Annotated in this window: 10 protein-coding genes; 3 read left to right on the forward strand and 7 right to left on the reverse strand. The window is 51.0% G+C overall.

What is annotated here, in order from left to right; genetic code table 11:
- Window positions 1-31 precede the first annotated feature (31 nt).
- From HV261_RS13015 to nhaB, 4 genes are all read right to left on the reverse strand, one after another.
- A complete protein-coding gene (locus HV261_RS13015) occupies window positions 32-1,318 on the reverse strand; it encodes a hypothetical protein (protein WP_326929144.1) in 1,287 nt (428 codons plus the stop codon).
- Between the two features lie 447 nt (window positions 1,319-1,765).
- Window positions 1,766-2,107, reverse strand: a complete 342-nt coding sequence (locus tag HV261_RS13020) for a TehB family protein (protein WP_016153372.1) — start codon at window positions 2,105-2,107, stop codon at window positions 1,766-1,768.
- A 110-nt stretch (window positions 2,108-2,217) separates the two neighbouring features.
- A complete protein-coding gene (gene dsbB / locus HV261_RS13025) occupies window positions 2,218-2,748 on the reverse strand; it encodes a disulfide bond formation protein DsbB (protein ID WP_005122248.1) in 531 nt (176 codons plus the stop codon).
- Window positions 2,749-2,889: 141 nt separating this feature from the next.
- Window positions 2,890-4,434: a Na(+)/H(+) antiporter NhaB gene (gene nhaB, locus HV261_RS13030; RefSeq protein WP_202038453.1), complete on the reverse strand. Its 1,545-nt coding sequence runs from the start codon at window positions 4,432-4,434 to the stop codon at window positions 2,890-2,892.
- A gap of 236 nt (window positions 4,435-4,670) precedes the next feature.
- On the opposite strand from nhaB, the gene fadR reads away from it, so the two are divergent.
- The gene (gene fadR / locus HV261_RS13035) at window positions 4,671-5,390 is read left to right on the forward strand and encodes a fatty acid metabolism transcriptional regulator FadR (RefSeq protein ID WP_137381648.1); all 720 of its coding nucleotides are present in this window, start codon (window positions 4,671-4,673) and stop codon (window positions 5,388-5,390) included.
- A 102-nt stretch (window positions 5,391-5,492) separates the two neighbouring features.
- Here fadR and HV261_RS13040 read toward each other — a convergent pair whose 3' ends face one another.
- Window positions 5,493-7,025, reverse strand: coding sequence for a SpoVR family protein (locus HV261_RS13040; RefSeq protein ID WP_048211425.1), 1,533 nt, complete (start codon window positions 7,023-7,025; stop codon window positions 5,493-5,495).
- 322 nt (window positions 7,026-7,347) lie between these two features.
- Between HV261_RS13040 and HV261_RS13045 the strand changes: the two genes are divergently transcribed.
- A complete protein-coding gene (locus HV261_RS13045) occupies window positions 7,348-8,646 on the forward strand; it encodes a D-amino acid dehydrogenase (RefSeq protein ID WP_005122256.1) in 1,299 nt (432 codons plus the stop codon).
- Between the two features lie 12 nt (window positions 8,647-8,658).
- On the forward strand, window positions 8,659-9,729 hold the full coding sequence (dadX, locus tag HV261_RS13050) for a catabolic alanine racemase DadX (protein ID WP_202038454.1): 1,071 nt from the start codon (window positions 8,659-8,661) through the stop codon (window positions 9,727-9,729).
- 103 nt (window positions 9,730-9,832) lie between these two features.
- Here the strand turns inward: dadX and HV261_RS13055 are convergent, their stop codons facing one another.
- Complete coding sequence (locus tag HV261_RS13055) at window positions 9,833-11,566, reverse strand: potassium/proton antiporter (RefSeq protein ID WP_040232328.1); 1,734 nt, start codon at window positions 11,564-11,566, stop codon at window positions 9,833-9,835.
- A 97-nt stretch (window positions 11,567-11,663) separates the two neighbouring features.
- Window positions 11,664-12,578 (reverse strand): muramoyltetrapeptide carboxypeptidase, encoded by a 915-nt coding sequence (gene ldcA, locus HV261_RS13060; RefSeq protein WP_202038455.1) that lies wholly within the window; start codon window positions 12,576-12,578, stop codon window positions 11,664-11,666.
- Window positions 12,579-12,663: the final 85 nt, after the last annotated feature.

Raw genomic sequence — 12,663 nt, forward strand, 5'->3', positions numbered from 1 at the left:
ATATGAAAAGCGGCCATCAGGCCGCTTTCAATCACTTCCAGTATCTTGGGTAATATTCAAGGTATTGGTTAAGACTGAACATTGATGCCAGAACGCAGATGATAGCAATAAGAATCAATGCAGACCTACCTGCTTTTTCCATTCTCATTGCCGACAACGCGAAAAGAAGTGCTATCAAAAACCCTATCTTAAGCCTGTCGAATGTGTAAATTATCGCGTGCTCAAACATGGCTACGTTCTCTATCAGCAGAATACCAACAACAGCAATAAGAATGTATGCAGTTATATAGTTATCTTTACTGAAAGAATCGCTTTTTTTGACAAAAAGTGATGCAACAACCATGAGGATTGATGATATCAACCATGGACCATATGACTGATAAACTGACAGCCACCAGTCATTCCATCCAACATACGCAACCTCTAATCCCCTGGATGCTGCTCTGTTAGAAAGCTCTTTGAAGTAAGGACCAAGTCCTACCATGAACGAGTAGTACCACAACAGAGTCAGACCGCCAAGAATGGCTATACCAGAATAGATAATGGTGTTTTTATAGCCAGATTTATTTTTTATATCGCTAATAAGCACCACAAAAAATACCGCTACGCACATCAGGTATGCTGTCCACTCAACCCAGCAAGCTACTGCAGACAACACCCCTAGCGCTATAACAGTTTTTCTGTTTATCCCGATAGCCAATAAAAGCAATGCCGCCGATGCAAATATCTGGAATGTTTGATGGGCCCACATTGATATCTGGTGTGAGTGCATTGGCTCTACAGCGTATATCATCGGAATGACTGAAAGAAAAGAAATTACAGCACTGTATTTTGATTTTTGTGTAAAAATAGAAATGGCAAAATACGTCAGGATTACTGAGATAATCCAGAACAGCATGTTAACCCATTGCAGCATCTCCCATGAAATAGGTATGCCAGACAATAATGATGCAGGTTTTATTACTCCATAAGCTATAATCATAGCTCCAGGTGGAAATGATGAGTATACGGCGTCATTATTTATTCTAGGTGATGGGATAATGGCTGACTCGTGTACTGATGGGCCTTTTGTTTCAACGCAAGGGGTGCTAAGAACAGTGCATGGGCGACCAACTGCAAAGTAATGTTTACTAAAAGGCAACGTATCATATCGCTTCAACGTGTTGAAAAAATGACTCGCTGCTTCATTGTTCTCCCACCGCAGGTTCCAGTGGCTCTTGTCTGATGGTGATCCGTAGTTGTAATTATATAAAGTTATTGCCGTTACCATCCATAGAGCAACAATGGCTATTGCTCCTATGATTGTAGACCTGCGCATCGTGCGTCCTTTTTCTTGCTAATACCCAGCGGTTGGAGGATATGATTTTGTTATAGAGGGTGTCGATTATACACTTTTTGATATAGGAGTATTCCTTGATTAGAGCCAATAGGTGATGTGATCAGGGATAAATGAAATTTATCAGAGCCAATAAATACAGATTTGGAAGTTTTTAATTGAGAAAAAGATGGATGCACAAAGCTTTGCATCGGTTTGCAAGGCTTTGCATGTTTTTCGAAGATGGGTGTGTGATGTGGCATGGATGGGGCAAAAAATTAGCGCAAAACAACTCAAAACCTCGGAAGGTGGTGATTCGTCTTGCGCTAACACTCTGCTTTACGACTGCTTTCTGCTCACTTCGACGCACTATAAATTAATAGTGCCGCCTATTCTGAACAAACCTTCATGGGCGGACTAAGCCGCCCATCGATTAACAGGCGTTAAGGATTAAGACTTTTTCGCCTGATACATCTCATCACTATGGTTGTCATCTTCAACCCAGAAATTAATGTTGAACTGCGCATCGTCGCTTAATTCAACGCGATGCCAGTACTGCGGTGGGCTGGTCGCGAACTGTCCGGCATTAATGACCACTTTTACTTCAGGTTCTTTTGCGTCTTCATTGGCAAAACCGTAATACGTTACAGTGCCTTCCATCACGCAGAGTTGTCCAAAAACGCCCGCTGCAGTGTTGTGGTGAGAAAGCAGAGCGGCCGGGACATTGTCTTTCGTAAAGAAGGGAGTGGAGCGTTTAACTTTCCAGTTTGCCGGGATGCGTAAATGGGACATAAGACATCTCCTTTGTGGGGCATCTATAAGATGTATTTAATATACATCTTATAGATGCCAGCAGGCAATGAATTTAAGGCAAAAAAAACGCTCCCGAAGGAGCGTCTCTGTTAGCGACCGAAGAGGTCACGTTTTTTCGGTTTGAACGGCTGTGCTATCAGCACCAACACGGCAACGACCAGATAGGCGGCAAAAATCCCCAGCAGCCACTGCGGCATCTCCAGGGTTAAAAATGACCACTGACGCTCAGCACAGTCACCGGAAGCCATAAATACCTGCGGCAGCCATTTATCCAGCGGTAACCAACTCGGGAAGCGCGCAGCAAAATCACAGGTCATGAACGGTGACGGGTGCAGCTGAATCATCGTGTGTTCATACGCTAACTGAAGTCCGCGCCAGGCGCTGTAAATCCAGATAAGCATCGCCACATAACGCAGCGGCGTTTTTGGGGCGATGGCGCCCACCAGACCAGCACCCATCACGCCAAATAATGCGCTACGTTCGTAAATACACAACACGCAAGGTTTAAGCAGCATGACATGCTGGAACCACAAGGCAACAAGTTCCAACGCCAGGGCGGTGAGCGCCAGCAATAACCATGCTCCACGCCCACGGGAGCACTGGTTTAAAAATCGCAACATAATAATTTCCCTGCAACATGCGTAGAGACCGCAGTTTAAACCAATTCAATTTATGCGCCACTAGCGGCAATTGAAATATTGTGTAATCGGATAATTATCATGCAAAAAGTCAAACCGGGCAGTGATTTACCCGGTTTATTGTTATGAAAGTGTAGCTAACCAGCCTGTTTGCATCATCCATTCGGTCACGGGGACCAGCGTGAACTCTACGCACAACAGACCCACCAGCGTCAGGACGATCGTATACGGCAATGCCATCCACACCATACGGCCATAGGAGAGGCGAATCAGTGGTGCCAGTGCGGAGGTAAGCAGGAACAAGAATGCCGCCTGACCATTTGGTGTCGCCACGGAAGGCAGGTTGGTTCCGGTATTAATCGCCACCGCTAACAGTTCATATTGATTCAGGCTAATCGTCCCGTGCTCCAGCGCCGCTTTCGCTTCGTTGATGTAAATTGTGCCAACAAAGACGTTGTCTGAAATTGACGACAGCAGGCCGTTGAAAAGATAGAACAGGGTCAGCTGTGCATGTTCAGAAGACTGCAAAACAAACTGAATAATCGGCGCAAAGAGTTGCTGATCGATAATCACCGCAACCACGGAGAAAAATACGGTAAGCAGCGCGGTGAAGGGCAGCGATTCGGTGAAGGCTTTACCAATAGCGTGTTCGTCAGTGACACCGGTTAACGAAGTCGCCAGAATAATCACCGAGAGGCCAATTAATCCGACTTCTGCCAGATGCAGCGCGAGGGCGACGACCAGCCATACGCCGATAACAGCCTGAATAATCAGCTTGATTTTATCCTGGCGGGTACGTTGTTGACGGCTTTCATCGTCAAACTGTTGCAGAACGCCACGGACCGCTTCCGGTAATGTTTCTCCGTAGCCAAACCAACGTAACTTTTCAACCAGCAGGCAGGTGAGCAGACCGCAAATCAACACCGGAACGGTGACCGGTGACATGCGCAGGAAAAAATCACCAAAATGCCAGCCAGCCGCTTTGGCGATAATCAGGTTCTGCGGTTCGCCAACCATGGTCATCACACCGCCTAACGCGGTGCCGACTCCCGCGTGCATCATCAGGCTGCGCAGAAAACCGCGGAACTGCTCGAGTACGGCTTTATTGTGCTGGTCGATATGGCTGTCATCCAGCAAATTGTTATCTTCCGGGCGGGACGAGGCGACGCGATGGTAGATACCGTAAAAACCGACCGCCACGCTGATCACGACCGCGACCACGGTCAGTGCGTCGAGGAACGCAGAAAGGAAGGCAGCAGCAACACAAAAGGCCAGCGACAGCAGCATCTTGGAGCGAATACTGAGCAGCAGTCGGGTAAAAATAAACAGCAGCAGTTGCTTCATAAAGTAGATGCCCGCCACCATAAACATCAGCAGCAAGAGCACTTCAAGGTTGGCGGCAACTTCTTCACGAACATGTGCGGCGCTGGTCATGCCGATGACGACTGCTTCGATGGCTAACAGCCCGCCCGGCAACAGTGGATAACATTTAAGCGCCATTGCCAGCGTAAAAATGAATTCGGCCACCAGCAACCAACCGGCGATAAAAGGGTTGATGAAAAAAATAATCGGGTTAACAACTAAGAAGACAAGCAGTGCAAGTTTGTACCAGTCTGGTGATTGACCTAAAAAATTGCGCCACATCGCGCGGCCCCATGATAGCTCCATGGTGATTTCCCTACCTTTAAAAATGAAATCATGTTTTTATGTTTGACCGCAAAGCTTAGCGGGAGGTGGGAGTACAGGCAAGCTATTCACGAGACTGGCAAGGTTGGCTGTACTGTAGCGTTATTTGGAAAATGAAGCCTTGATCCACTTTTTCTTCATTGCGTCAGCTATCAGCTAAGATACCCATCTGGTATGATGTGTATAACTATGTTTTGCTGTGTAATGGAATTTTTACTATGGTCATTAAGGCGCAAAGCCCGGCTGGGTTCGCGGAAGAGTACATCATTGAGAGTATCTGGAATAACCGCTTCCCACCTGGCACTATTTTGCCCGCTGAACGTGAACTCTCCGAACTTATTGGAGTAACACGTACCACGTTACGCGAAGTATTGCAGCGTCTGGCGCGGGACGGCTGGTTGACCATTCAACACGGCAAACCGACGAAAGTGAATAACTTCTGGGAAACCTCCGGACTGAATATTCTGGAAACGTTGGCGCGTCTCGATCACGAAAGCGTTCCGCAGTTGATTGATAATCTGCTGTCTGTGCGTACCAACATCTCGACGATCTTTATTCGCACCGCATTCCGCCAACATCCTGATAAAGCCCAGGACGTTTTGGCCACGGCGAATCAGGTTGCTGACCATGCTGACGCGTTTGCCGATCTGGACTACAACATTTTCCGCGGTCTGGCATTTGCGTCGGGCAATCCGATTTACGGTTTGATCCTCAACGGCATGAAAGGACTTTATACGCGTATTGGCCGTCATTACTTTGCCAACCCGGAAGCGCGCGGCCTGGCGCTGAACTTCTACCGTAAGCTGTCAGAGCTGTGTGAGCAGGGCGCTCATGATTCGGTCTATGAAACGGTGCGCCGTTATGGTCACGACAGTGGCGAGATTTGGCACCGTATGCAGAAGAATTTACCGGGCGATTTAGCTATTCAGGGACGCTAATCGCGCAATGCCGGATGGTGACGCCAAAGTGTCTTATCCGGCCTACAATGCGTCTGCGTCGTAGGCCGGATAAGGTGTTTACACCGCCTCCGGCAATCAGCTTTACAGGCCGTTCATCCTTGGCGGGCAACGCTCCAGCAGCTCAACGCTGCCGTCCTCATTTTGCTGCTCCAGCATCACATCAAATCCCCACAGCCGATGAACATGCTTCAACACTTCTTTGCGTCCTTTATCCAACGGCGCGCGGTTATGTGGGATGTAACGCAAGGTCAGTGAACGGTCGCCGCGCAGATCGACATTCCAGATTTGAATATTCGGCTCCAGGTTGCTCAGGTTATATTGCGATGATAGCCTGTTACGGATCTCGCGATACCCCTCCTCATTGTGAATCGCTGAAATTTCCAGGTAATTATGGCGGTCATCATCCAGCACCGTGAACAGGCGGAAATCACGCATCACTTTCGGTGACAGGAACTGGCTGATAAAGCTCTCATCTTTAAAATCGCGCATTGCGAAATGCAGCGTTTCCAGCCAGTCGGAACCCGCAATATTGGGGAACCAGTATTTGTCCTCCTCGGTGGGCGACTGACAAATACGTTTGATATCCTGGAACATAGCAAAACCCAGCGCATAAGGGTTTATCCCGCTATACCATGGACTGTTATACGGTGGCTGGAATACCACGTTGGTATGGCTATGCAGAAACTCCAGCATAAAGCGCTCGGTGACTTTGCCTTCATCATAAAGATGATTGAGGATAGTGTAGTGCCAGAAGGTTGCCCATCCCTCGTTCATCACCTGAGTCTGTTTCTGCGGATAAAAATACTGGCTTACCTTGCGCACAATACGCAGGACCTCTCGCTGCCAGGACTCAAGCAGTGGGGCGTTTTTCTCCATAAAATACAGCAGGTTTTCCTGCGGCTCAGAAGGATAACGCCGTGCGGTAGAGATGGTCTTCTCTTCCTCTTTCTTCGGCAACGTACGCCACAGCATATTCACCTGACTTTGCAGATACTCCTCACGGCTTTTCTGCCGGGCCTTCTCTTCCTGTAGTGAGATTTTTTGCGGGCGTTTATAGCGGTCAACGCCGTAATTCATCAGCGCATGGCAGGAGTCGAGGAGTTTCTCAACTTCATCAACACCGTAACGCTCTTCACACTGGGTAATGTAGTTTCGTGCGAAGATCAGGTAATCGACGATGGAGCTGGCGTCCGTCCAACTGCGGAACAGGTAGTTATTCTTGAAGAACGAGTTATGTCCATAGCAGGCATGCGCCATGACCAGTGCCTGCATGGTGATGGTGTTCTCTTCCATCAGGTACGCGATACACGGGTTGGAGTTAATAACAATCTCATAGGCCAGTCCTTGCTGACCGTGCTTGTACAGGCGTTCGGTTTCAATAAACTTTTTACCAAACGACCAGTGCGGATAGTTGATTGGCATCCCGACGCTGGAGTAGGCGTCCATCATTTGCTCAGAGGTGATCACCTCGATTTGGTGCGGGTAGGTATCCAGCCTGTAGAGTTTCGCCACGCGGTCTATCTCTGCCAGATAGACATCCAGCAGATCAAACGTCCAGTCGGGTCCATCGCTTAACCGTGTGCTGTCCTTGTTCATGGAATCAATCGTAGCCATTCGCGCACCCTCATTGTTGGCGGCACTCTCTGTCTGGAGTACCTCATTTCAAGCATAGATCATGGTGTTAAAAAGCGTGCTGCAGGAGAAGTTTTTTCTTTGCGATTTCACGTCAGCGAAGCGTCGAAAAACGTCGAGGTAATAAAATTTTATGCTGGATAAAATTTACGCGCAGCAGGAGATGCCAAAGCAGAGACTTCCCTGCAATCACTGCTATGTGTGAGATACATCACCATAAAAAAGCCATATGTTGAATAATATTTTCAACTGAGTTATCAAGATGTAATTAGAAGATTGTTCTTTTACTGTTAACGGAGTGGCTATGCGAGTTGTCATACTGGGAAGTGGCGTCGTTGGCGTGACCAGCGCCTGGTATTTAAGTCAGGCTGGACACGATGTCACCGTCATCGATCGTGAGCCGGGTCCGGCACTGGAAACCAGTGCGGCGAATGCCGGGCAAATCTCTCCTGGTTATGCCGCGCCGTGGGCGGCGCCAGGCGTACCGCTAAAAGCGATTAAATGGATGTTTCAGCGCCACGCGCCGTTGGCTGTACGCCTCGACGGCACGCAGTTCCAACTGAAGTGGATGTGGCAAATGCTGCGCAACTGCGACACCAGCCACTACATGGAAAACAAAGGGCGTATGGTGCGTCTGGCGGAATACAGCCGTGATTGTCTGAAGGCGCTGCGAGCCACCACGGGGATCGAGTATGAGGGTCGTCAGGGCGGTACGTTACAACTGTTTAGAACTGCTCAACAGTATGAGAACGCCACGCGTGATATTGCCGTGCTGGAAGATGCCGGTGTGCCGTACCAACTTCTGGAGGCAAATCGTCTGGCGGAAGTCGAACCTGCGCTGGCAGAGGTCGCGCACAAACTAACAGGCGGGTTACGGTTACCGAATGACGAAACCGGTGACTGTCAGCTGTTTACCCAGCGTCTGGCGCAAATGGCCGAGCAGGCGGGGGTAAAATTCCGTTTTAACACTCCTGTCGATAAGCTACTCAGCGAAGGCGAGCAAATATATGGTGTCCAGTGTGGCGACGAAGTTATCAAAGCCGATGCCTATGTTATGGCCTTTGGCTCGTACTCCACGGCGATGCTCAAAGGGATCGTTGATATTCCGGTGTATCCGCTTAAGGGCTACTCATTAACCATTCCGGTGGCAGAAGATGATGGTGCGCCGGTTTCCACTATTCTTGATGAAACCTACAAAATCGCCATTACCCGTTTTGATGAGCGTATTCGTGTTGGCGGTATGGCAGAGATTGTTGGTTTTAATACCGAGCTACTACAACCACGTCGTGAAACGCTGGAGATGGTGGTGCGCGATCTCTTTCCGCGCGGCGGTCATGTTGAACAAGCCACCTTCTGGACCGGGCTGCGTCCGATGACGCCAGACGGAACGCCAGTGGTGGGGCGTACCCGCTTTAAGAATCTGCTGCTCAATACGGGTCATGGCACATTGGGTTGGACAATGGCCTGTGGATCGGGTCAGTTACTGAGCGATATTCTCTCTGGTCGCACGCCAGCCATACCTTATGACGATCTGAGCGTGGCGCGTTACAGTCCGGGATTTACTCCGTCTCGCCCGCGGCATTTACACGGTGTACATAACTAATAAGGACGCGAGATGACCCGCCCGATACTGGCCAGCATTGACCTGCAGGCGTTGAAACAAAATCTGACCATTACGCGTCAGGCTGCGCCGGACTCCCGCGTCTGGTCGGTCGTAAAAGCCAATGCCTACGGACACGGTATAGAACGTGTCTGGAATGCACTGGGAGCGACCGATGGTTTCGCTATGCTCAATCTCGAGGAGGCGATCACCCTGCGGGAGCGGGGATGGAAAGGACCGATTTTAATGCTGGAGGGTTTTTTCCATGCCGCAGACCTGACGGTGTATGACACATATCGTCTGACCACCAGTGTCCACAGTAACTGGCAGCTCAAAGCGTTGCAAAATGCCCGCCTGAACGCGCCGCTGGATATTTACCTGAAGGTGAATAGCGGCATGAACCGGCTGGGTTTCTTACCAGAGAGAGTAGCGACCGTCTGGCAACAGTTGCGGGCAATGCCTAACGTGGGTGAGATGACGCTGATGTCGCATTTTGCTGATGCTGAACATCCGGATGGCATCAAGGACGCGATGGCGCGTATTGCGCAGGCAACGGAAGGGCTGGAGTGTCGACGTTCGCTGTCGAATTCGGCTGCGACGCTGTGGCACCCACAAGCGCATTATGACTGGGTTCGTCCGGGTATTATTCTGTACGGCGCGTCGCCGTCGGGACAATGGCGGGATATTGCCAACACCGGACTTAAGCCAGTGATGACGCTGAGCAGTGAGATTATCGGCGTGCAAACGCTGAAAGCGGGTGACCGGGTGGGTTACGGCGGTCGTTACACTGCCAGCGGTGAACAGCGCATAGGGATTGTGGCGACAGGCTATGCCGATGGTTATCCGCGCCATGCGCCAAGTGGGACACCGGTGCTGGTGGACGGTGTACGGACCGGGACGGTCGGCACGGTATCCATGGATATGCTGGCGGTAGACCTGACGCCATGCCCACAGGCGGGGATAGGAACGCCTGTGGAACTGTGGGGCAAAGAGATTAAAATCGACGATGTGGCGACAGCGGCGGGCACGGTGGGCTATGAATTAATGTGCTCGCTGGCGCTGCGCGTGCCGGTAGTGACGGTGTAACTTTTGTAGAGTTGCCTGATGGCGCGCAGCTTTCAGGCCTACAGAAGCAGTACATTTGTAGGCCGGGTAAGGCGCAGCCGCCACCCGGCAAAAAATATCCGCGTTATTCATCCTCATCTTCTGCTACGCGGACACCCACTTTCAGCACGGCATTATCTTCTTTCTCGGCGACCGTCCAGATCATACCGGCAAATTCCACCTGGTCACCGACGACCGGCGCAGCACCCAACAGCTGCTGAACAATTTCCCCCAGCGTTTGCTGCTTATCGCGATACCCGGTGCCATCTTCCAGACCATAAATCAGAGCCACATCGGCATATTTCGCGCTGGCTTCGAGAATAAAATCACCAAAGAAGCGCTGGTCTAACGACACTGGCGGCGACTGGCTGAACAGCTTGCCTAAGGCGGGCAGGTCGCGTTCGCGACCAATGACGCACAGCACATCGCCTTCACGCAGGCGGGTACTGCCTGAGGGGTGAAACAGCACGTTGTCACGAAACAGTGCGGCAATACGCGTTTCCTCAGGCATATGCAGGTCACGCAATGCGGCCCCTACGCACCATTTATCGGCACTCAACTGGTAAACGAACTGCTCCCAGGGATTATCCGGGTGAATATCAAGACCAATGCGCGACACCGGCCAGCCAACGGGAGGTACCACGACTTTGGCTTTTTTGGCGGCCCACGACAGCGACGTTCCCTGGAACAGCAGCGAGATCAGTACCACAAAGAATGCGACGTTAAAGAACAAACGCGCATTTTCCAGACCCGCCATCATCGGGAAGACGGCAAGGATAATGGGTACCGCGCCGCGCAAGCCAACCCAGCTAATGAAAATGCGCTCGCGCAGATTGAAACCACGAAATGGCAGCAATCCGGCGAACACCGACAACGGACGCGCGAAGAAAATCATCCAGGCAGACAAAATCAGCGCCGGAATCGCAATAGGCAACAGGTCAGACGGCGTCACCAGCAATCCCAGCACCAGGAACATGGCAATTTGCGCCAGCCAGGCCAGTCCGTCAAAGTTTTGCAGAATACCGAATCGGTTGCGGATGGGGCGATTACCCAGCAGGAAACCACACAGATAAACCGCCAGAATACCGCTGCCTTCAAGCGCGGTAGTTAGGGCAAAAATGAGGATACCGCCGCTTAAGGCCAGCAGCGGATACAGCCCGGCAGGCAGAGAAATACGGTTAATCATCTGCTGGAGCAGGTATCCACCGCCGAGACCGATAGCGATACCTAAGCCAAACTGCTGGATAATATGCACGGCGAACATCCAGCTTAAACCGGTCTCGTGGTTCTGGATCATTTCGATAAGCGTAATGGTCAGAAATACGGCCATCGGGTCATTACTACCTGACTCAATTTCCAGCGTCGAACCCACACGTTCGTTCAGCCCCTTCCCGCCGAGCAGCGAAAATACCGCTGCGGCATCGGTTGAGCCGACAATCGCGCCAATCAGCAGCCCTTCGATGAGATCCAGATGAAACAGCCATGCCGCCATCATGCCGGTTAAACCAGAGGTAATCAGTACGCCCACGGTCGCCAGCGATAATGCCGGGCCTAGCGCAACACGAAAGGAGCTGGCCTGAGTTCGCATCCCGCCGTCAAGCAGGATCACGGCCAACGCCAGGTTACTGACCATGTAGGCAAACGGGTAGTTATCAAAAGGAATGCCGCCAACACCGTCCACGCCCGCTAACATGCCAATAGCGAGGAAAATCACCAGAATCGGGATACCAAGACGTGATGAGAATGAACTAAGCAAGATACTGCAGGTGACGAGAACGGAACCCAAAATAAAAAGGCTAATGATTGCTGCGGCATCCAACGTTCGGTTACTCCTGAATTACGCTGTTTCGTATTAATAAACCCTAACATAATAACGACAGAAACAGCGTTTTACTTAGCCCTGAGGCAGGCTTTTTTTACGATTTAAGCACCGGATGTCCGGAGATTGTGAGTTGACTGCCGTTTTTATCATTTTTCAGCACGGCTTTGGCCCCTAAAGGTAAGGTGACGGTGCGTTGTTCATGGCCAAAATCGAGGCCGCTTAACAGTGGAACCGATAATTTGGCACGCAAAAACGCGCAGACTGAATCAAGACTATAACCGGCATCATAATCATTAGGTGCACTGCCGCTAAAACTGCCGAGAATGATGGCATTCTGGCGGGCGAGGACCCCAGCATGATAAAGTTGCAGCAGCATGCGCTCGATGCGAAACGGGTGCTCGTTGATGTCTTCCAGCACCAGAATACCGTTCTCAATGGCGGGCATCCACGGCGTCCCCATCAGCGAAATGAGCATCGCCAGATTTCCGCCCCACAGCGTGCCTTCGGTAGCGCAATCCGGGCCATGACCTTGCCAGTCGAGGGTAAATTCGGCATTGCGCAAAGCCTGCCAAAAATGATGCTCGGTAAAGGCGTTCATTTCCTCGGCACCGAAGTTAGCCGCCAGCATCGGGCCACTAAACGAGATGACATGACTCTTCGCCAGCAGCCCGCACTGAATAGCCGTGAAATCGCTGTGACCACACAGCAGGAGTGGGTTCTGTTGCTGGCGAACGGCCAGCGCCTGCCAGTCAATATCTGCCAGCAAACGGCTTGCACCGTAGCCGCCGCGCACCGCCATCACAATAGTATCAGGCGTTTTTAGCTCAACGAGTGAGTTCACATCCGCCAGACGCTCGGCTTCGGTACCGGCAAAACGCTGACAGCGACGGGCAATGACGACAGTGTTATCGACCTGATGACCGGCCTCGGTAAGACGCGCAAGCCCACGTAATGCTGCCTGCTGGTTGATACAGTAGCCCGACGGGGCAATTAAGTGAAACCGGGACATGGCATTTCCTTGCTACAACTAAAACCAAATGTATATCATGCCGCGTAGGTATGTCGTTGTCACCTCAGCGACAGGTTCCGGCTAT

The sequence above is a fragment of the Citrobacter sp. RHBSTW-00671 genome, assembly GCF_014103415.1.
Taxonomy (GTDB): domain Bacteria; phylum Pseudomonadota; class Gammaproteobacteria; order Enterobacterales; family Enterobacteriaceae; genus Citrobacter.

Coding starts and splice junctions, on each gene's coding strand:
- HV261_RS13040 (WP_048211425.1), bottom strand. CDS start 7,025: ATGGCTACGATTGATTCCATGAACAAGGACAGCACACGGTTAAGCGAT.
- HV261_RS13015 (WP_326929144.1), bottom strand. CDS start 1,318: ATGCGCAGGTCTACAATCATAGGAGCAATAGCCATTGTTGCTCTATGG.
- dadX (WP_202038454.1), top strand. CDS start 8,659: ATGACCCGCCCGATACTGGCCAGCATTGACCTGCAGGCGTTGAAACAA.
- dsbB (WP_005122248.1), bottom strand. CDS start 2,748: ATGTTGCGATTTTTAAACCAGTGCTCCCGTGGGCGTGGAGCATGGTTA.
- HV261_RS13045 (WP_005122256.1), top strand. CDS start 7,348: ATGCGAGTTGTCATACTGGGAAGTGGCGTCGTTGGCGTGACCAGCGCC.
- fadR (WP_137381648.1), top strand. CDS start 4,671: ATGGTCATTAAGGCGCAAAGCCCGGCTGGGTTCGCGGAAGAGTACATC.
- nhaB (WP_202038453.1), bottom strand. CDS start 4,434: ATGGAGCTATCATGGGGCCGCGCGATGTGGCGCAATTTTTTAGGTCAA.
- HV261_RS13020 (WP_016153372.1), bottom strand. CDS start 2,107: ATGTCCCATTTACGCATCCCGGCAAACTGGAAAGTTAAACGCTCCACT.
- ldcA (WP_202038455.1), bottom strand. CDS start 12,578: ATGTCCCGGTTTCACTTAATTGCCCCGTCGGGCTACTGTATCAACCAG.